At 66.8% G+C, this 19,696-nt stretch carries 20 protein-coding genes and 1 pseudogene; 3 read left to right on the forward strand and 18 right to left on the reverse strand.

The window, feature by feature from the left end:
* Positions 1-46: 46 nt before the first annotated feature.
* From J2X09_RS19800 to J2X09_RS19845, 10 genes and pseudogenes are all read right to left on the reverse strand, one after another.
* A complete protein-coding gene (locus J2X09_RS19800; protein ID WP_204734993.1) occupies positions 47-190 on the reverse strand; it encodes a hypothetical protein in 144 nt (47 codons plus the stop codon).
* Between the two features lie 419 nt (positions 191-609).
* Positions 610-1,581 carry a DUF6862 domain-containing protein gene (locus J2X09_RS19805; protein ID WP_374726522.1) on the reverse strand — a complete coding sequence of 324 codons (972 nt, stop codon included), beginning with the start codon at positions 1,579-1,581 and terminating at the stop codon, positions 610-612.
* Between the two features lie 236 nt (positions 1,582-1,817).
* Positions 1,818-4,268 (reverse strand): annotated as a pseudogene (locus J2X09_RS19810) (two-partner secretion domain-containing protein); the annotation flags it as partial.
* Between the two features lie 155 nt (positions 4,269-4,423).
* The gene (locus J2X09_RS19815; RefSeq protein ID WP_204734996.1) at positions 4,424-4,813 is read right to left on the reverse strand and encodes a nuclear transport factor 2 family protein; all 390 of its coding nucleotides are present in this window, start codon (positions 4,811-4,813) and stop codon (positions 4,424-4,426) included.
* A 7-nt stretch (positions 4,814-4,820) separates the two neighbouring features.
* Positions 4,821-5,312 (reverse strand): hypothetical protein, encoded by a 492-nt coding sequence (locus J2X09_RS19820; RefSeq protein ID WP_204734997.1) that lies wholly within the window; start codon positions 5,310-5,312, stop codon positions 4,821-4,823.
* Positions 5,305-6,537: a flavin-containing monooxygenase gene (locus J2X09_RS19825; protein ID WP_204734998.1), complete on the reverse strand. Its 1,233-nt coding sequence runs from the start codon at positions 6,535-6,537 to the stop codon at positions 5,305-5,307. Before J2X09_RS19825 ends, J2X09_RS19820 begins: the two co-directional genes overlap by 8 nt.
* 65 nt (positions 6,538-6,602) lie before the next feature.
* Complete coding sequence (locus J2X09_RS19830) at positions 6,603-7,895, reverse strand: RNA polymerase sigma factor (RefSeq protein ID WP_204734999.1); 1,293 nt, start codon at positions 7,893-7,895, stop codon at positions 6,603-6,605.
* A gap of 9 nt (positions 7,896-7,904) precedes the next feature.
* Positions 7,905-8,315 carry a VOC family protein gene (locus J2X09_RS19835; protein WP_204735000.1) on the reverse strand — a complete coding sequence of 137 codons (411 nt, stop codon included), beginning with the start codon at positions 8,313-8,315 and terminating at the stop codon, positions 7,905-7,907.
* 11 nt (positions 8,316-8,326) lie between these two features.
* Positions 8,327-8,752 carry a YciI family protein gene (locus J2X09_RS19840; RefSeq protein WP_204735001.1) on the reverse strand — a complete coding sequence of 142 codons (426 nt, stop codon included), beginning with the start codon at positions 8,750-8,752 and terminating at the stop codon, positions 8,327-8,329.
* Positions 8,753-9,000: 248 nt separating this feature from the next.
* A complete protein-coding gene (locus J2X09_RS19845; protein ID WP_204735002.1) occupies positions 9,001-9,357 on the reverse strand; it encodes a YciI family protein in 357 nt (118 codons plus the stop codon).
* 79 nt (positions 9,358-9,436) lie between these two features.
* On the opposite strand from J2X09_RS19845, the gene J2X09_RS19850 reads away from it, so the two are divergent.
* Positions 9,437-9,718, forward strand: a complete 282-nt coding sequence (locus tag J2X09_RS19850; RefSeq protein ID WP_204735003.1) for a cupin domain-containing protein — start codon at positions 9,437-9,439, stop codon at positions 9,716-9,718.
* A 25-nt stretch (positions 9,719-9,743) separates the two neighbouring features.
* Here the strand turns inward: J2X09_RS19850 and J2X09_RS19855 are convergent, their stop codons facing one another.
* The 3 genes from J2X09_RS19855 to J2X09_RS19865 form a co-directional block, all read right to left on the reverse strand.
* On the reverse strand, positions 9,744-10,709 hold the full coding sequence (locus J2X09_RS19855; RefSeq protein ID WP_204735004.1) for a tripartite tricarboxylate transporter substrate-binding protein: 966 nt from the start codon (positions 10,707-10,709) through the stop codon (positions 9,744-9,746).
* 71 nt (positions 10,710-10,780) lie between these two features.
* Positions 10,781-12,055, reverse strand: a complete 1,275-nt coding sequence (locus tag J2X09_RS19860; protein WP_204735005.1) for a CaiB/BaiF CoA transferase family protein — start codon at positions 12,053-12,055, stop codon at positions 10,781-10,783.
* Positions 12,052-12,765: a glutathione S-transferase N-terminal domain-containing protein gene (locus tag J2X09_RS19865; RefSeq protein WP_204735006.1), complete on the reverse strand. Its 714-nt coding sequence runs from the start codon at positions 12,763-12,765 to the stop codon at positions 12,052-12,054. The genes J2X09_RS19860 and J2X09_RS19865 overlap by 4 nt, the downstream gene beginning before the upstream one ends.
* Positions 12,766-12,891: 126 nt before the next feature.
* On the opposite strand from J2X09_RS19865, the gene J2X09_RS19870 reads away from it, so the two are divergent.
* Together J2X09_RS19870 and J2X09_RS19875 are read left to right on the forward strand one after the other, a co-directional pair.
* Positions 12,892-13,842 (forward strand): LysR substrate-binding domain-containing protein, encoded by a 951-nt coding sequence (locus tag J2X09_RS19870; RefSeq protein ID WP_204735007.1) that lies wholly within the window; start codon positions 12,892-12,894, stop codon positions 13,840-13,842.
* 89 nt (positions 13,843-13,931) lie between these two features.
* Positions 13,932-15,167, forward strand: a complete 1,236-nt coding sequence (locus J2X09_RS19875; RefSeq protein ID WP_204735008.1) for a CaiB/BaiF CoA transferase family protein — start codon at positions 13,932-13,934, stop codon at positions 15,165-15,167.
* 63 nt (positions 15,168-15,230) lie between these two features.
* Here J2X09_RS19875 and J2X09_RS19880 read toward each other — a convergent pair whose 3' ends face one another.
* The 5 genes from J2X09_RS19880 to J2X09_RS19900 all read right to left on the reverse strand — a co-directional run bounded on the left by J2X09_RS19880 (position 15,231) and on the right by J2X09_RS19900 (position 19,681).
* The gene (locus J2X09_RS19880; protein WP_204735009.1) at positions 15,231-15,833 is read right to left on the reverse strand and encodes a 2-hydroxychromene-2-carboxylate isomerase; all 603 of its coding nucleotides are present in this window, start codon (positions 15,831-15,833) and stop codon (positions 15,231-15,233) included.
* 109 nt (positions 15,834-15,942) lie between these two features.
* On the reverse strand, positions 15,943-17,154 hold the full coding sequence (locus J2X09_RS19885) for a tetratricopeptide repeat protein (RefSeq protein WP_204735010.1): 1,212 nt from the start codon (positions 17,152-17,154) through the stop codon (positions 15,943-15,945).
* A 9-nt stretch (positions 17,155-17,163) separates the two neighbouring features.
* On the reverse strand, positions 17,164-18,384 hold the full coding sequence (locus J2X09_RS19890) for a Tm-1-like ATP-binding domain-containing protein (protein ID WP_204735011.1): 1,221 nt from the start codon (positions 18,382-18,384) through the stop codon (positions 17,164-17,166).
* Positions 18,381-18,824 carry an SRPBCC family protein gene (locus J2X09_RS19895; RefSeq protein WP_204735012.1) on the reverse strand — a complete coding sequence of 148 codons (444 nt, stop codon included), beginning with the start codon at positions 18,822-18,824 and terminating at the stop codon, positions 18,381-18,383. Before J2X09_RS19895 ends, J2X09_RS19890 begins: the two co-directional genes overlap by 4 nt.
* A 26-nt stretch (positions 18,825-18,850) precedes the next feature.
* Positions 18,851-19,681, reverse strand: coding sequence for a phosphoenolpyruvate hydrolase family protein (locus J2X09_RS19900; RefSeq protein ID WP_204735013.1), 831 nt, complete (start codon positions 19,679-19,681; stop codon positions 18,851-18,853).
* Between the last annotated feature and the right edge of the window lie 15 nt (positions 19,682-19,696).

Below are 19,696 nucleotides of genomic sequence, written 5' to 3' on the forward strand. Positions count from 1 at the left end.
CAGAACGAGACGAGGTGGTCAAGCTGGCCACCTGCGTTCAACATACTCAGCTCAAAGCTGCGTGACTCAGGCGACAACTACCTTGACGCGCGCCGAAGGCCAATACGAGCATGAAAATCAACGCGCCAAACGTCTCAACATTTGTCATGCGATCCATGAACAGGCCGTAGTTCTGGTTGATTTGACTCATGCGGTCATAAAGTCGTCGAATCATGGTGGTGCTTCAGTGGTCGCGGCAGTGCGTAACGCGAATGCTCAGAGCATCGCCTGGGCATCATTTCCCGCGCCTCTTCTTTGCCTCGTACATGTTGCGCAAGTACAAGCCAGTCATGGACACCATGCCGGTGAGGCAGATCGCCGTCGACCACATGCGGCGCCAACGCATCTTGCCTTCGCTGGGTAGGTCTGATGGCTCCCAACCAAACCATTGTGTGAAGAGTTCTGATGTCCATGGCTCTAGGACATCTGTGTTCCAGACAAGAAGCCAGAATGACCCGAACGCCACAAGCCAAAAGATCAAGTCGTCCAAGGTCTTTACTTGGGCGCGCTCATGCATAAACCGTCCATATCTTTGGTTGACTTCGCCAAACCAATTTATCCATCCTCTGATCATTGTTTGGCTCCCTTCTTTCCGTTGTCCAATGGGATGAAACTGGGCATATTGCTCACTCCTGTCTCAACAACACTGCCGATCTGTTTAGGAATTGGATTCAGAGTGCCATGAGCGGGAAATACAGGCGTAGGGCCCTTGATGGGAATCCGCGCTGAACTACTGAATAGCGGTGACGAGAGCTTAGTTGCCGCTCCTCCGGCAAATGGAGCGAACGTTGCTGCTCCGGCACCAAGAACGGCCGCCCAAAACACACTCGTTTCTTCCCCGTAGTAGAGGTTGTTGAAAGACGTGTTGACAGCAGCCGCTCCAGCGCCAGCGGCAGGAATCCACAAGTTCCCACGTGCCGCCAGCGACACCCCGACAGCGCCGGTCACACCCGCTACCAAGCTCTGCTCAGGCCGCACAGTGCCGCTCTGCACATACTGCCCGGCCGCGTCAAACCCCGCACCCACCACAAACCCACCCGCCGCCAACCGCGCTGCAGCCCCCACACCCGGGCCCACCAACGCTTCCAACCCCACCGTAGGCGAAACCGCTCCACTGGCGCTGCTCGCCCACACCTGGTTGCCGAACTGCTGCAAGGTCTTGAGTTCGTTGTTGGCCCAGTTGGCCGCCTGCGCGCAGTCCTTGGGCGGGGCGCAGCTGGGCTTGAGCTCCTGCACGAGTTGATTCATCTCGGCTTGGCCTTGCGCGGCGAACTGGTTGATGGTGCGGTTGATGTCCTGGCACGCGGCGGCGTTGCCGTCGTTGCAGGCCTGGGCGACCTTGGCCATCTCCTTGTCGCGCTGAGCGTCCAGCACATTGAGCTGGGCGGCTTTCGTGCACGCGCTGCTGTTGGCGTTGACGCGGCATTCGGCCACGGCGCGGTTGCGTTCCAGGTTCTCCCGCGGCGTAAGGTAGTTCTGGCTGGTGGCGTTCTGCGCGCTGGCCGCGCCAGCTGTTCCGCCCACGGCCGCGCCCATGCCCATGGCGGCCACTTGCGTGAGCGCCTGCTTGGCTTCGATGGGCAGGTCCAGCTCGCCAATGGCCTCACCCAGTTTCGGAATGAGCGTCTGGCTGGTGGCGGCGCCCACTGCAGCACCCACACCACCACCGGCGAAGGCAGCCAGGGTGTGCAGCCCGACGCGGCCTTCGCCGCCTTCCTTCCAGGTGTCTTCCAGCGCATAGGCGTCGTCGAGCAGGGCTTGCCGGCGTTCAGGGTCAGGCGGGCCGCGTCGCCTGCGCTCACGTCGGAACCCTGGATCAGCAGGACCGACTGTTCACCGGCGCCAGCGGCAACGAGGTTGACGCTGTCGCCTGCGACCACAGCGCTGCCGCGTGCGTTGCTCGCGTAGCTCTCGCTGCGGCTTTCGCTCTTGCTGCCGCCGATGCTGATGCTGATGTTCACCGCTGCCGCCGGGTCGGCTGCGTTGGCGAACTTGCCGACTTCGTCGATCAACTGGCTGCCTTGCAGGGCCAGGGTGGCCGCCCCGAGCGCCTGCATGCGCTCGCTCTTCGTCTCGCCCACGGCCTTGGCGGTGCTGGCCATGCCTTGCGCGACGCTGATGGCCGCACCGCCCAGGCTCAGGCTCAGGCCGCCTTGCCGGAATTTCTCTTCGGTGCGGCTGTGCTGGGTTTCCTGGGTTTCGGTGATGGCAATGTCCCGCGCCAGCACGGTCACATCGCCGCCCGGGGCCAGCACATCGGAGCCGGCCTGCCGGTAGCTGCCACCCGCGATCAGGGTCACGTCGCCCGTGATGGCACCCACGGTGCTGGCGGCTGCGGTGGTCTGCTCGAATTCCTGCTGGGTGCTTTTCTGCTGGCTGCCCAGGGTGATGCTCGCACCGCTGGTGAAGATGCCGCTCTTGCGGTCTTCGCGGAACTGGCTCTGGCTGTAGCGGTTCTCGCCCGCTTCGATGCTGATCTGTTCGCCTGCCACCAGGGCGGTGCCTTGGTCGCTGACCACTGAGGAGCCGCGCACCGTGACGTTCTGGCCGGCTTGCAGGCTCACTTCGCGCCCGCCCAAGCTCGATTCGACCGCGATGGTGGATTCTTCGCTCGTGCGCACTGTGGTGCTGCGCTTGCCCAGCAGGCCACCGCTCTCGGTCTTGTAGCCCAGGGCGTGGTTGCTGCTGGCCTCGCCGGCTTCGATGGTGATGTCGCCACCGGCTTGCGCGCTCAAGGCCTTGTCGGCCTGCACGTTTGCCGCGCGCGCCACCACGGAGCCGCCGGCCACGATGGAGACGTTGCCCGCGCCGCGCACCTGGCTGCCCACCTCCTCGCTGCGGCCACCTTTGAGATAGTTGCTCTCATCACGGACGCTGTTCTCCTGCACGGCGGTGGTCACGGTGGACAGTCGCACGTCGCGCACGGCTTGCAGGCGTGTGCCGCCGGTGTTGTTGACGACAGGCGCGCTCACGCCGAGGTTGCCCAGTGCCACCACGGCGGCGCCGCCGCTGTTGGCGAGCGTGCTCCCGGTGGACACGGTGGCATCGCCCTGCGCGCTGACCACGGCATGGGCGCCGGTGTTGCTGATGGCCCCTGTGGTCTGGATGGCTAGGTTGCCCTGGGCCTGCACGCTGCCCGTGTTGCGCAGCCAGCCATCGGCCTGCAGCACGAAGTCGCCACTGCTCGCGCTCATACGGCCCGCGTTGTTGATGCCCAACCCCGCTTCGGTGCCGATGAGGTGGATCTTGCCGGCGTACATGCCGCCGATGGCCGCTACGTCCAGCGCGAACTGCGGTGCCGCACCCTGCGCGCTGGCGGGTGTGGAGGTCACGGTGCTTGCATCGGCGCTGACCTCGTTCGCACCGGTCACCACCTTGAGTTGCTCGGCCCACAGACCGGCGTTGACCTCCACCGCGCGCGCCAGGATGGTGGTGCTGTCGGCCGTGCGCGTGTCCAGCCCCAGGCCTTCGATGTGCACCGTGCCGCCGCCCACCAGAAACGCGTCGAGGTGGCCGCTCCTGATCACCGGGGTGCCGGTGGTCAGCGTCACGCCAGCCGCGTTGAGAAAGGTGCCCCCGTTCACGCGGATGCCTGCAGGGTTGGCGACGATCACCTCGGCGCGCTGGCCGGCCACTTCGAGCGGCCCGTTCAGGTACGACGGGTTGGACGAGTTCACTTCGTTGAGGATGACGCGGGCTGCGCCGGTGCTCAAGAACGGGTTGGCTTGTACAAACCCGCCGATCTGGGTCTGCGCGGCGTTGGAGCGCACGTTGTTGAGCACGGCGCCGTTGCTCTGAATGTCGAACTGACCGTAGGTATTGCGTGAGACGCCTGCAGCGCTGGGGGTTCGTATCTGCACCAGCGGAATGCCGTTGCCGGTCTGCAGGACGATGGGCCGCTGGTTGGCGGGGGCGTTGGGGTCGGCCACGATCTGGGCGTGGGCGGTGGTGTAGAACACCGCGCCCAGCGTAAACGCCAGGCCAATGCTCAACGTAAGCGGGTGCAGCGCCACGTTGCGCAGCAGGCTGGCTTTGCAGATGTCCAGATCGCCCAACGGGGCCAGAGGCGACAAGACACTGTCCGGTGCGGCGGGCGTCTCGCCGCTGGCGCTGCTGGCGTTCTCTGCAACAACCATGCGCTGGCCGCGCGCAGCGTTGAAAACCACTCTGTGGCGGTTGCGGTTCATTCTTGACTCCCTGAATCGTTGCGTGCCACAGCGCGCATGCATCTGTGGAATAGCGCTGTGCGCTGCCCAGAAATAGGGCGTCAGGGAGTGTCTGAAAGGCGCGCCGTGGGCCGTGCGGAGTTAAACCAAACGTTTAAACCTGAGAATGAAATGCACTTTTCAAGGCATGAAGAAGCGCGAACCGGCACCCATTCTGCTCAGATGGCCACGCCCGGCGGCGGCTGCGGTTTGCGTTGCGCCGGGTCGTAGAAGAACTGCTCCTCCACGATGCGCTCGCCCTCCCAGCGCTGCCAGGCGAGCTCTTCCATCTCGGTCACGGAGTCGTCCTTCCAGACGAAACGAAACACCCAGCGGACCACCACATGGTCGCCGTTCGTGCACACGGGGCGCACGCAGCGTGAGCTGATGGAGGAGGCCCGCGCCATCACCTGGCGTTCGCCGGCCACCAACTGGTCCCGACCCACGCGGGGCGGCGACTGGTTCTCGCGCATGCTCGCGTTGGGCGCATAGAACGCTTCGATGACCTGGTCGTGCGCATTGCTTTCCACCATGGCAATGAAACGTTCGAGGGTGTCGTGGCTGGGCATCGGTACCTCAATGGGAAGGAGACGAGGGAGAAGGCAACACAGTGAGCGACGCAAAGCCCAGGTGGTGCATGGTTTCGCGCAGGATGACCACGTAGGCCGGAAACTCCACGCCCACTGGCAGCCCGGCAGACTGCGCGGGGCGGCCGAGCGACACCGCCGCGATCTGGTTGAAGACCAGCTCCACGTCGTCGATCAGCAGCAGCGCCTCGCTCGCGCCTCGCTCGCTTGTGAGCTGGTGCAGTTCGCGCGCGATGGCGTCGCTCGTCACCAGCTGCGTGCCGGGAGGCATCTGCCGCAGCAAGGGCATGACCGCGTTCTCCACGTGCTCGATCGCGTTCTCGATCTCCAGCGCGGTGGGGGGCGCGTGACGGAACGGCCCGTTGCCCAGCGCCTCGGTGCCGATGTCGAGCATCCACTCGACCATGCCCACCTCGGGTGACCAGGTTTCGATGAGGGTTTCGTGCGCACCGATGTGGATGCGTGTGCGGGCTTCAGCCATGCCGGCCTCCATGCGTGCGTGCCTGCGCGGCGGAAATGCGGTCGGCCACGACCGGCGCCTGTTGCGCGATGGTGCGCAACAGGCCGCCGGGCTGGCGCACATCGAAGCCGACGAAATGCAGGCCTTCGAGCGCGCCCTCTCCGCTCACCTCCGTCGGCATGCCGCGTTCGTCCAGCGACAGGCGGGTATAGGGAAACAGTTCACCCAGCGCGGCGTCGTAACCGGTGGCAAGCAGCACGGTGTCGAAGGGATGTTCGCTGCCGTCGATGAAACGCACCCCGCCGACCGTGAGGTGCTGGATGCCGGGGTACACCTGGATGTCGCCGTTCTTGATGCGATCCACCGTGCCGATGTCGATCACCGGCGTCTTGCCTTCCTCGCGCAGCTGGCGCAGCGGTGACATGCGCGAGAACGGCAGGCCATAGCGCCGCATGTCGCCCACGGTGAGGTTGCGCAGCAGCAACGCGATCGCATCGCCCACTGGCGTGGGCAGCTTGCTCAGCATGATGCTGGAGAGCTGCGTGGGCCGGCCCAGCACGTCGCGCCGCACGATGTTGATCGGCGAGCGCACCGAGAGGGCGGCGCGCACGCCGTGCTCGACGAGGTCCAGTGCGATCTCGGCGCCGGTGTTGCCCATGCCCACCACCAGCACGCGCTGGCCTGTGAATGGCGCGGCGTTGCGGTACGTGCGGCTGTGCACCAGGCGGCCTTGAAAGACATCCTCGCCCGGCAGGCGGGGAACGCGCGGTTGCCGGTTGGCACCGGTGGCCACCACCACGTGGTTGGCCGACACCGTGCGACCGCCAGCCAGCACGACCTGCCAGGGCGCGCCGGGCTCCTGGCGGGGTTCGACGGCCTTCACGTTCTGGCCCAGCTCCGGGTCGATGCCGTGCTGGCGCGCGTAGGCGGTGAGGTAGTCGACGACGCCCTGGCGCGGCACGTAGCGCGGCGCGCTGTCGGGGAACGGCATGCCGGGCAAGGCCGAGTGCGACTTCACGGTGTGCAGGTGCAACCGTTCGTAGTGGTGCCGCCAGGACGATGCCACTTCCTGCGCGCGGTCGAACACCAGCGGGCTGTGCCCGCGCTGCACCAGGCTGGCCGCCGTCGCGAGGCCGGCCGGGCCCGCCCCGATGACGATGACGTCCGCCTCGGAGGCGGGGTCCAGCGGGGCGTGGTTGGAGCCTCGAAACGGCTCGGTATGGAAGTCGGGAATGTCGTGATCCATGACGGGCAGTGTGCGGCGTTGCGAAGCAGTGTCAACCCCGGCCGGCTGGCACGCCATGAGGGGTTCTACCCGGCTGCATCGGTGCCGTTTTGCGTGAGACTGTCGGCCCGTTCCATGAGGAATTTCTTTTCACGTTCGTTGCCCGCGAGTTCGGCCGCGCGCACGAACTCGGTGCGCGCCTCGCCGTGGCGGCCCAACCTCGCCAGCAGGTCGCCACGCACGCTGGGCAGCCAGTGGTATTGCCGCAGCGCCTTGTCCTGCAACAGCGCGTCCACCAGCACCAGCGCCTCGGCCGGGCCGGCGTGCATGGACACGGCCACCGCGCGGTTGAGTTCAACCACCGGCGAGGGCGCCACGCGGGCCAGTTCGGCGTAGAGCGCGGCGATGCGTGCCCAGTCCGTGTCGGCCGCGCGCACGGCGCGCGCATGGCAGGCGGCGATGGCGGCCTGCAGGTGGTACGGGCCGGGCTCGGTGGTGAGCAGGTCGGCGCGGTCCAGCGCGGCCAGGCCACGGCGGATCAGCAGGTGGTCCCAGCGGCCACGGTCCTGGTCGGCCAGCAGCACGGGGCGGCCTTGCGCATCGGTGCGCGCCGCCGTGCGCGAGGCCTGGATCTCCGTCAGGGCCAGCAGGCCATGCACCTCGGGCTGCTGCGGCGCGATACCCGCCAGCATGCGGCCCAGGCGCAGGGCCTCGTCGCAGAGGGCGGGCCGCATCCAGTCGCTGCCGCTGGTGGCGGTGTAGCCCTCGTTGAACACCAGGTAGACCACCTCCAGCACCGAGGCCAGGCGCTCGCCGAGCGCTGCACCGCGCGGCACCTCGAAAGGCACGCCGGCCTCGCTGAGGGTGCGCTTGGCGCGCACGATGCGCTGGGCGATGGTGGCCTCGGGCACGAGAAAGGCGCGCGCGATCTCGTGCGTGGTGAGGCCGCCGAGCAGCTTGAGCGTGAGCGCCACGCGGGCGTCCGTGGACAGCAGGGGATGGCAGGCGGTGAAGATCAGCCGCAGCAGGTCGTCGCCGATGTCGTCCTGCCGCGCCTCATCGAGCGCGTCGACAAAATCGGGCACATGCGTGGCGCCCAGGGCTTCCATGTCGGCCGCGATGCCGTCGTGCTTCTCCTCGGCCATCTGGCGGTGGCGCAGGTGGTCGAGCGCGCGGCGCTTGGCGGTGGTCATGAGCCAGGCGGCGGGGTTGTCGGGCACGCCGTCCCTGGGCCAGTGTTCCAGCGCGGCCACCAGCGCGTCCTGCGCGAGTTCCTCGGCCACGCCAATGTCGCGCACCACGCGGGCCACGCTCGCGGTGATGCGCGCGGACTCGAGGCGCCAGACGGTGGCAATGGCCTGGTGAACACCGGAATGCATCGCTGGAATTTACATCTGCGCCGGGGCCGCGTTCATGTCCATCCAGAACACCTCCCACTGGTGACCGTCCAGATCGGCGAAACCATGCTGGTACATGAAGCCGTGGTCCACCGGCGCGTTGGGCGTGGTGCCGCCCGCAGCCACGGCCTTGGCCACCAGCGCGTCCACCTGCTCGCGGCTGTCCAGGGGAAGCGCGATCAGCACCTCGGTGGCCTTCTTCGCATCCGAGATCGGCAGCCTGGTGAAGCCCTGGAAGAAGGGCTCGACCAGCAGCATCGCGAAAAGGTTCTCGCCCAGTTCCAGGCAGGCCCCCTGCTCGTTGGTGAACTGCGGATTGAACGTGAGGCCCAGCGATTTGAAGAAGGCCTGCGAACGGGCCATGTCCTTGATGGGCAGGTTGACGAAGATCTGTTTGAACATGGTGCTTCCTTTCAGTGGTTTTTCAGTTGGGCATCGAGCCGCTTGAAGTCTTCCAGGGGCTCGCTGGGGGAAAAGTCGTCCATCTCGTAGAGCTGGCGCACTTCGACGATGGCCTCGCGCCCGGGCCCGACCGGGTTGGGAAAGCGGCGACTCCATTCCAGCGCCTCGTCGCGCGAGCGCACCTGGATGAGGGTGTAGCCGGCGATCAGCTCCTTGGCTTCGGCGAAAGGCCCATCGACAATGCGGCGGCCGGCCGGCCCGTGGTGCACGCGCCACCCCTTGCGGCTGGGCTGCAGGCCTGAGCCATCGAGCAGCACTCCGGCCCGTGCCAGCTCTTCGTGGAACCGCACCATCTCGGCCATGACGGCCTCGTCCGGTGCGGGCGTGGTTTCAGCTTCGAACTCGTCGTTGCTCTTGACGATGATCATGAATCGCATGGCGTTCTCCGGTGGAAGTTGTGGCTTCACCGGTACGACGCGTCAGGCGATGCGTTTTCGACAGGACGGGGGTACGGGAAAACCCTGAATTCATACATCGACCGGCGCGCGGCCCGAAGCGCACACCGCGACGCGGCCAGAGGCGTCAAGGGTCCGGCTCCGCCGGCCCGAGACGCCGTCCCCCCCTCCAAGCACCGAAGGTGCGCCAGAGAGGGGGGAAGCCGCAAAGCGGCGCAGGGGGGTGCTCCCTATCGGTCGTGGCATGGGCCGATGGCGCGCACCTCCACCGTCGCCCATTCGGCCGCCGGGCATTCGTGGGCGATGGCCACCGCTTCCTCCATGCTGGCGCAGTCCAGCAGGAAAAAGCCGCCGATCATTTCCTTGGCCTCGGCGAACGGGCCGTCCAGCACCTGCGCCTTGCCGCCGCCGGTGTGCACGCGAACCGCTGTCGACTGGGACGCCAGCGACTCCGCCGCCAGCAGCTTGCCGCGCGACTTGAGCGATTCGCCGAACCGCTGCATGCTGGCGTACGCCTCACGGCCTTCGGCCTCGGTGCGGGTGGCGCGCTGTCCAGCGGGCTCAACAATCAGAAGCATGTGCGACATGGGGCAGACCTTTCGTGGCAGGGAAGGCCGCCATGCTACCGCTTGACCGTGTTCCGCAAACGAACACAATGGGCTTTCCATGAAAACCGCCGACCTGGAAGCTTTTCGCCTGCTGGCCCTGATGGAGGGCTACGACGAGGTGCTGGAGCGCGTGTGGGATCCGCTCACCATCCTGGACATGCACAGCCACCCCTTCGCGGCCAAAGCCATCGTGACGCGGGGCGAAATGTGGCTAACCGTCGGCGACCTCACGCGCCAGTTGCGCCCAGGCGACACCTTCGAGCTCGAACGCGACATGCCGCACGCCGAGCGCTACGGCACCGAGGGCGCCACCTACTGGGTGGCGCGGCGCAAGGACTGAGGCGCCGCCCTCGCGCTCCGAAGGCTTAGTCGATGTAAGCCTCTACCTGCCTGATCACCGGTGACCAGCGCGCGATCTCCTGGCGCAGGTGCTTGCCCAGCCCGTCGGGGGTGGCCTTGTCCTTGCTCACCGGCAGCGCGCCCAGCTTCTGCATGCTGTCGCGAAACGCCGGGTCGGCCAGGCCGTCCTGCAGAGCTTTCACCAGCTTCTCGGTCACGTGCCTCGGCAGGCTCTTCGGTGCGTAGATGCCATGCCACACGGTGACCTCCAGCCCATCCAGGCCCTGCTCGCTCAGTGTGGGCAGCTCGGGCAGCGACGGCAGGCGCTCACGCGTGGTGGTGCCATAGGGCTTCACGCGCGCTGACTGGATCGGCTGCAGTGTGGTCGTGATCTGGTCGCACAGCAGCTCGACCTGGCCGCCTTGCAGGTCGGCCATGGCCGGTGCCGCGCCCTTGTAGGGCACGGTGGTCATGGGGAGGTTCAGGCGGCTCATCAGCATCAACCCGCAGAGGTGTGACGCGGTGCCGATGCCGGCGTTGGCCAGGTTGATCTTCTTTTGGTTCAGGTGGATGTATTGCTGCAGCGATCTGAAGCCGGTCGGCTCCAGGTCGCGCTTGCCCACCAGCGTCATGGGCACGTCGGCTACCTGGCCGATGTAATCGAGATCGGTGGCAGGGTTGAAGCGCAGCGAGCGAGAGAGCGCCGGCAACGTGGACATGCCGATGTTGTGGATCAACAGCAGATAGCCATTGGGTTCGGCGCGCACCACGGCCTCGGTGCCGACGATGCCACCGGAGCTCGCGCGGTTCTCCACCACCACCGGCTGGCCGAGCGAACGTCCCATGGACTGAGCCAGATGCCGGGCCACCACGTCGGTCGGGCCGCCGGCCGAGAACGGCACGATGAGCGTCACCGGGCGTTGCGGAAAATCCTGGGCCAGCACCGGGGTGCTGGCGGCCAGGGCGAGGATGAGTGCAGTGATCCGTTGCATGTCCTTGTCTCCTTCGTTGGTGTTGTCGTTGCCGCTCCAGGCGGCAGTCTCGAGGTGTTGATCGCGGGGCTTCAGGCCTCCGTCTTCTCGTTAGCGGTTGCGGGGGTGCCGAGCAACGGATCGCGCACCAGAACGCCATCGCGGTACAGCTGTCCGATGTCGTCGTCGTCCAGGCCGGCCAGCGACTTGAGCACGTCCTCGTTGTGCTGGCCCAGAAGGTCTGCACGCAGGGGGCCGCCAGTCGGCCACGCCGAGAAGCGTGCTGGCGGGCCGGGAATGTCGAAGTCGCCGATGTAGGGGTCTTGAACCTCCCGCACCACACCCCGCTCGCGCAGGTGCGGATGCGCCATGGCTTCGCGCAAGGTAAGCACAGGCGCACAGGGAATGCGGTGGCGCTCCAGCGCGGCGATGGCGTCGGCGCGGGTGGCGAAGCCGGCCAGCCAACCCTCGAGGATCTCCTTGAGTTCCTCGTTGTGGTCGCGTCGCAACGCTGCAGTGGCAAAGCGCTCGTCATCCAGCAGCCCGGGTTGCCCCAGCGCTTCCACGAAGGCCGTCCACTGATGGGGCAGCGTAGCCAGCGTGAGGTAGCTGCCGTCGCCACAGCGGAAGATGCCGGTCGGCCCGCCGTCGGGGTGCTGCGACCCAGTGCGCACCGGCGTGTGGTTCTTGCGCAGGCTCACGCGCGGCACGGCCACCTCGTGCATGTTGAAGTAGGTGTCGAGCAGGGAAGTCTCGATGTACTGCCCTTCCCCGGTGCGCTCGCGGTGCAGCAGCGCGAAACCGACCGCCATCGCAGCGGCCACGCCGGTCGACGCATCGCCGATGGCCATGGTGATCAGTGCGGGTTCGCCATCGCGTTCGCCGATGAGATCGGTGATGCCCGCATAGGCCTGCGCCACATAGTCGTAGCCGGGCTTCTGCGCCAGCTCACCCTGCTGGCCGGCCAGCGAAATGGAACACATCACCAGCTTCGGGTTGATCGCCTTCAGCTCTTCGTAGCTGAGACCCGCGCGCGCCATCACACCCGGCGAGAAGTTCTCCACCAGCACGTCGAATTTTGGAATCATGGCCTTGATGAGTTCGCGCGCGCGCTCGCTCTTGAAATCCAGCGCGAGGCTCTTCTTGGAGTGGTTGTGCTGGATGAAGTAGGTGCTCTGGGAACAGCGCTTGTGTTCGGGCTTGTTGGAGCGCAGGCCACCCACGCGGGTGCGATCGCCGAAGGGCGCGAGTTCGAGCTTGACCACCTCTGCGCCCATCTCGGCGAGGATGCGCGTGCAGGTGGGGCCGGCCACGATCTGCGTGATGTCGAGCACGCGGTAGTCGGTGAGCATGGGGTTCTTCTTCATGGTGTCTTTTCGGGTGTGGAAAACTGGCGTGTGCCGAACAGGTTGTCCCAGCGCTCGCCGGTGGGCTTTGCGCCCGACTTGTCCACCTTCTCTTCGAGAACAGCCAGGCCGCGCTGCACGGCGGGGCGTGCGCGCACAGTGGCGTACCAGCGCTGCAGATGGGGGAAGTCGGCCAGGTCCTGGCCCTGCCACTTGTGCGCGCGCAACCAGGGATAGGTCGCCATGTCGGCGATCGAGTAGTCGCCCGCGAGGTATTCGGACTCGGCCAGACGCCGGTCGATCACGGTATAGAGGCGCCTTGCTTCGTTGGTATAGCGGTCGATCGCATAACCGATCTTCTCGGGCGCGTACTTGCGGAAGTGGTGAGCCTGGCCAAGCATGGGGCCGACGCCACCCATCTGGAACATCAGCCACTGCACCACGCCGTAGCGCGCGCGCATGTCCTGCGGCATGAAGGCCCAGCCGCATTTCTCGGCGAGGTACATCATGATCGCCCCCGACTCGAACAACGCGATGGGCTCACCGTCTGGTCCATCGGCATCGACCAGCGCCGGGATCTTGTTGTTCGGGCTGATCCGAAGGAATTCGGGCTTGAACTGCTCGCCCTTGCCGATATGCACGGGAATGACGCGGTAGGGCAGGCCCAGCTCCTCCAGCAGGATGGAGACCTTGTAGCCGTTGGGCGTGCTCCAGAAATACAGGTCGATCATGGCCGTTCCGTTGATGGACAGGCGGCGATGATGGTCCGCGCCGCGCGCACGCGCCAATACCGTGTCGCACTTGGGGCATCACAAAAAGATATGGGGCGCGCGCGGGGCCGATAGGACAATGGCCCGATGGAAATCCGTCAGCTCAAGTACTTCGTTCGCATCGTCGAACTGGGCAGCGTGTCGCGCGCGGCCGCCGATCTCTTCATCGCCCAGCCCGCGCTCAGCCACCAGATGTCCAACCTGGAGGAAGAGCTCAAGGTCAAGCTGCTCTCGCGCAGCGTGCGCGGTGTATCGGCCACCGAGGCGGGTGAGGTGTTCTACCGCCACGCGCGCGCCATGCTGCGCCAGATGGACCGCATGCGCACCGACGTGCAGCACGCGGGCGACTACCCGCAAGGCCTGGTGTCGGTAGGCCTGCCCAGCAGCGCCGCCACCTTGCTGGCACCCCCGCTGATCGCCGAGGCCGCCACGCGCTACCCGGACATCCAGCTGCAGATCACCGAAAGCCTCAGCGGCCACCTGGAGGAGCTGGTGGTCAACGGTCGCATCGAGATGAGCCTGCTGTTCGATCCCCTGGCGACCGACATGGGTGCGTCGCGCCGCAAGGTCTCCAGTCACCTGGATGTGCGCCCGCTGCTCGTCGAAGACCTGTTCCTACTCTCGGCGCACGGTGTGGGCGCAGGCGACGATGTGTCGCTGGCACAGGCCGCGTCCTGCGCGCTCGCACTGCCCGGTCGATCCAACGTGACGCGGCAGATCATCGACGCGGCGTTCCAGTCCGCCGGGCTCGACATGCGGGTGATCGCCGAACTGGATTCGCTGGCGACCATCCGCGCGGTGGTCGCCAGCGGCGTCGGTGCCACCATCGGCTCGGCCTCCATCCCCGGCGGCACGGCGGGCCTTCGCATCCAGCGCGTGACGGAACCTGCCCTGCAACGGCGCCTGTCGCTTTGCACCTTCGACATCGTTCCTCTCAGCAGCGCGGCGCACCGCATCGTCGAGCTGATCTCCGAAGTGACGGCCCGCCTGGTGAGTGCAGGCCAGTGGCCGGGCGCTTCACCAGTGCCGCAACCATAGGCCAGCGCGATACCGCCACGTCAAAGACCTATTTCCCCACCCGCCGGCCCGCTGCCTACACTGCGGCGCACTCTTCAATCGGTGGGCACATGACGGCAAAGATTCTCGATGGCGTGGTCGTTCTCGATCTCACCCGCTTCTTCTCGGGACCGCAAGGCACGCTGTTCCTGGCGGGTCTGGGGGCCGAGGTTATCAAGATCGACGACCCGAAGACCGGCGACCCCACGGCCTTCGCACCGCCTTTCGCGGGCCCGCGGGGCGTGTCTTTCTCTCGCCAGACCGACGAGGACATGGGCATTGCCTACCTCAAGCGTGCGCGGGGCAAGAAGTCGGCCACGCTGAACCTCAAGAGCATGGAGGGCCGCGAGATCTTCCTGCGCATGGTGAAGCACGCGGACGTGGTGGTGGACAACTTCAGCGCCGGTGTGGCCGACCGCCTGGGCGTGGGCTATGCGGCCTTGAAGGAGGCCAACCCGCGCATCGTGTACTGCTCGCTCACCGGCTACGGCTCCACCGGCCCCGACCGCCATCTCAAGGCCTACGACCTGATGGTGCAGGCGGCCGTCGGGCTCATGAGCATCACCGGCCAGCCCGGCAGCGCACCCACGAAAGCCGGGTCACCGGTGTCGGACGCGATCGCTGGCGTGTTCGCCGCACTCGGCATCGTTTCCGCGCTGCTCCACCGCGATCGCACGGGCGAAGGCCAGTCCATCGACGTGTCGATGGCCGACTGCCTGTTCTCCCTGATCTTCGACGAACCACTCGACTGCTATCCCCGCCTCGGTCTGCAGCCGCAGCAGGGCAACCGCATCATGCGGTTCTCGCCGTTCAACGCCTACCGCACGCGCGACGGCTGGATCACCATCGGCGCGGCCACCAACGACGACTGGCTCGCTCTGCTGGAGGTGATGGACCGCACCGACCTGAAGAATGACGCCCACATGATGTCGGTCGGCTGGCGGCTGGCGAACAACGCGAAGGTGGACGAGGTCGTCGCGCGATGGGCGCAGGGCTACACCACGGAAGACATCGAGGCGCGTCTTGCGCACGCCAAGCTGGCCTGCAGCCCGGTGCGGGATATCCACGACGTGCTCCGCTGGGAGCAGATGGCCGATCGCCAGATGGCGGTGCCGCTGTGGAACCCGCTGAGCCGCTCCAATGTGGCGGCCTCGGGCGCCGGTTTTCCGATCAAGTTCACGGGCTCTCCTGCCGGCTACGACCAGCCCGCGCCCTTGCCCGGCCAGCACAGCGACGAGGTGCTCACCCGCCTGGCCGGGCTCGATGCCACGCAGATCGAGGCGTTGCGCTCGGCCCGGGTCGTCTGAGCCCGGCCAGGCGCCATGAAGAACGCCGGCACGGCGCCGGCGTTCTTCATGCAGGTGATGCACTCACCCGGTGACGCGCGCGAGCTCCTCTTCCATGAAGTCGAGCCGGTCCTTGCCCCAGAACATCTCGTCGCCCACGAACATCATGGGCACGCCGAACACGCCGCGCGCCACGGCATCGTCCGTGCTTCTGGCCAGTTCCGCACCGATCTCGTCGCTGGCGCTGGTGGCTTCAAACCAGTCCGGGTCCACGCCCAGCCGTTGGGCAATCGGGCGCAGGCCGGCGTACTCCACGATGCCCGCATTGCCTTGCTCCCAGTACGCATCCAGCACGGCTTCCACAAAGGCCCCTTCCTGTCCCTGGCGCCGCATGGCCAGCGAACCTCGCAGCACCCGGCTGGACTTGATGGGGAACTGGCGCGGAATCTGGAACGGCAGTTGGTACTTTTCGGCCCAGCGCATCAGGTCGCGCTTGCGGTAGCGCAGCTTGGCCTTGGATTCCTTCATGAGCTCATAGTCGTTGTTGCGGAACACGTAGCCCAGGTTGTAGGGGTGCAGCACCAGTTCAGCGCCATGGCGCTCGAGGATGGGCCGGATCAGCTTGAACGCGAAATAGGTGTTGGTGCTTCCGATGTCCCAGTACAGATCGACTTGTGGTGTGGCCATGCGCTTCCCGTGGTTGGCAGTTGAGTGGCCCACAGTCTAGGAAGCGTGCCCCGCGCTGACCAATACGGATTGGCGATTCGGGTATAGGCGCGCGGTATGGATGCCGCGCTCAGTGCGCCACCGGCTCCAGCAACACGTACAGGCCCATCACCGGCTTCTGCTGGTCTTCGCGCAGCGGGGCCTCCCAGGTCTGGCGCACGCGAAATCCATTGGCCGCCGCGAGCCGCTCCACGTAGGCGAGCGAATGCGCGTAGCGCAGGCTGCTGCGCAGTTCCAGGTCTTGCCCCGCACTGGCCCGCTCCACCGAGAAGGCAAAACAGCCTCCCCGGTGCAGGCGCTGGCGCACGGCGGCGAACACTTCGTCCAGCGCGCCCACGTAGATGAACACGTCGGCGGCGATCACGAGGTCCGCCGGTTCTTCGGCGGAACGCAGGAAACCAAGCAGGTCGCCACGCTCCACACGGCGGTAGGCACCGCTGGCGCGCGCCTGTTCCACCATGGCCTGCGCCAGGTCCACACCGTCCACCGCATCGGCGTGCGGACGGATGAGCTGGCCGCACAGGCCGGTGCCGCAGCCGAGATCGAGCACCAACGGAAAACGCTGGCCGCCCACGCGCAAGGGCGCGAGCAGGGTGTCGTGCGCCTGGTATTTCAGGTGCCGGATCAGGTGGGCCTGGAAATCGTCGGCGTATTCGTCAAACAACGCTTCCACGTACGCGCGCGGCGGTTGTGGCGGCACGGCGCCGCCGGCGCGCACCGAGGCCAGGTAGAAGCGGTGCAGGGTTTCATCGCCTCCGTGGGCCAGCGCCTGTTCGAAGCAGCGGGCCGCCTCCTCGTTCTGCCCCGCGTCGCGCAACAGGCTGCCGCGCTGGCTCCAGGCTTCGGCCAGGGTGGGGTCGAGGACCAGCGCCTGGTCCAGCGCCTTCAGGGCCTCATCGGGCCGGTCCAGCCGCAGCAGGCACAGGGCCAGCGAGAGCTGGAGCTGCGCCGTGGACGCGCCGAGGGCCACTCCCTTCTGCAGCGCGTGCACCGCGCCGGCCCAGTTCGACATCGCCTCGTGCGACAGCCCGAGCGCGACCCAGGCGTCCCGGTGGGCAGGATCGGCCTGGGTGGCCTGCGTGAGTGTGGCCACAGCGTCGGGCCATCGGCCCAGGCGGCATTGCGTCACGCCCAGGTTGGCGAGGATGGAGGGGCGCCCTGGCACCAGCGCCAGGGCGGACTGGTAGCGGCTCAGCGCGTCTTCGAGTTGTCCGGCCTCGAAGAGCGCGTTGCCCTCGAAGAAAAAGGCCTTGGCCTGTTCGGTGGGGTCGGTGGTGCTCATGGCACCACCTTACAACACCACCGCCCTCACCTGCTCCGCCACAGCGGCCGCAAACTGCGGATCGTTGATGTGGTGACGCAGTTTCAGCAAGCGGTGCGTCTCGCTTTCCTGGAACAGGTGCTCGAGTGTGTCGAACAGCACCGCGTCGGCGCGGGGGTCGTGAAAAGGCTGTCCCGGGGCGTCGATCATCGACAGGCCGCCCAGGGGCAACAGCAACCGCACCGGACCGCGCGATCGGTTGAGCTGCTCGGCGATGCGCCGGGCTGCGGCTTCCAGTTCCAGCGCATTGCTGCGCATCAACGTCACGTTGGCGTTGTGCACGTGGAAAGTGCGGTTCTTGTGGCGCGCGGGAATGGTCGATGGCGCGCCCCAGTTGATCATGTCCAGCGCGCCGACCGAGCCGATCCAGGGCAGGCCGTGGCGCGCCGCCGCGTCGAGCCGGTCGGGCCCGGCGTCACACACGCCGCCCGCCAGGTGCTGACCCACTTCGGTGGTGGTGATATCGACCACCGCGCCCAGCATGCCCGCGGCGGCCAGCGCCTCCAGCGTGCGACCGCCCGCGCCGTTGGCGTGGAACACCTGGGTGTCGAAGTCGGCCTGCAGCAGATCGCGCACGGCCTGCACGCAGGGCGTCGTGACACCGAACATGGTCAGACCGATGGCTGGCTTGTCCACGCCATCGCTCAGGGGCGCACGGTGCTGCAGCATGCCGGCGATCGCATGCGCCGCGTTGGCCAGGATGGTGCGCGAGAGGCGGTTCAAGCCGGCGATGTCGGTCACGGGGTACATGAGCGTCATGTCGACCACGCCCACATAGGCCGACACGTCGCCGGCCGCCATGGTGGAAACCAGCAGCTTCGGCATGCCGATGGGCAGCAGGCGCATGGCGGGCGCGATCATCGAGCTGCCGCCCGATCCACCCACACCCAGCATGGCCTGAATCTCGCCCGCCGTCAGGCGCTCACGCACCAGCGCGGCCAGCGCGTCGCCCATGGCGATCACGGCCTGGCCGCGGTCGGACGGCTCGAACACCGCGGCCGAGCCCTGAGGATGGTGGCGCGCCACGGTGGCGGCGTCGATGTCGGCCACACCCGCAGCGCGGCGCGTGCCGATGTCCACGGTGACGACGCGCACGCCGGCCGCGCGCAGCAGGCCGGCGAGGTAGCCAAGCTCGGCGGCCTTGGTGTCGAAGGTGCCCACCACCCAGGTGGCGGGTGGCGTCCTGCTCATTTGCGCCGGTCGTGGTGCGCGTTCACGCATTCGAAGAAAGTGCGGAAGGTGCCTTTCACGCGCTCCACCGCCTCGGCCTCCTGGTCCGCCGGCACGTCCCACTCGGCCCACCATTCGCCGAAACAGCGGTCGCCTTCGGTGATGGGCAGCAGGCGCATCTCGGCCACGTAGTTCTTCCAGTCGGCGTCGATGTGCAGGATCTTGTAGCGGCAGCGGTGCTCGTCGTCGGACAGCGCCAGCAGCTGCTCACGCAGGTAGCCACCGCCGTCGCGCACGGTGAAGTGGCGCACGCAGCCGATCTGGTCCGACGGCTTGCCATCCTCGATGTAGGACTTCTCGAAGTAAGGGTGGTAGTTGCCGAGCGCGCCGAAGTCGCGCAGAAAGGCCCACGCCTGGTCGATCGTCGCGTTCATCACCGCGCTCACATAAACCCTGGCCATGTCTTGTCTCCTGTTCTCGTCGGGGTTCAGAAAGTGACTTGCTTGTAGCGTTCCACGTGCGACCTGATCGCAATCTCCGTGGGCAGGCGCTCCATGCTGCTGGCGCCATAGAAGCCGTTGCAGTGCCGGCTGTGCTGGAGCACGTAGGCCACGTCCTCCGGGCTGGAGATCGGGCCGCCGTGTGCGATCACGATCACGTCCTTGCGCACCCGCCGTGCGGCCTCGCCCCACTCGTCGATGAGCTGCACCGACTGTTCGAGCGATTTCGCCGTGGTGGCACCGATGGTGCCACCGGTGGTCACGCCCATGTGGGGCACGATGAAGTCGGCGCCGGCTTCGGTCATGGCCACCGCCTCTTCGGCAGAGAACACGTAGGGCGTGGTCAGCAGGTCGATGGCGTGGGCCTGGCCGATCATCTCGACCTCCGTCGCGTAGTTGATGCCGGTTTCCTCGAGGCTCTGGCGGAAGGTGCCGTCGATGATGCCCACGGTGGGGAAGTTCTGCACGCCGGAAAACCCGAGTTCCTTGAGCTTCTTCAGGAACACCGGCATGACGATGAACGGGTCGGTGCCGTTCACGCCGGCGATCACCGGCGTCTTCTTCGCCACCGGCAACACCTCGCCGGCCATCTCCAGCACGATGTCGTTCGCGTTGCCGTAGGCCAGCAGACCGGCGGACGAGGCACGCCCGGCCATGCGGTAGCGGCCCGAGTTGTAGATCACGATCAGGTCGATGCCCGCGGCCTCCTCGCACTTGGCGGAGATGCCGGTGCCGGCGCCCCCGCCGATGATGGGCTGGCGGTGGCGGACCATGTCCTGGAATTTCGCCATCAGGGCTTGGCGTTCGAAACGCGGCATGAATGTCTCCTTGAA

It is taken from the genome of Hydrogenophaga laconesensis, assembly GCF_031457235.1.
Lineage (GTDB): Bacteria > Pseudomonadota > Gammaproteobacteria > Burkholderiales > Burkholderiaceae_C > Hydrogenophaga > Hydrogenophaga laconesensis.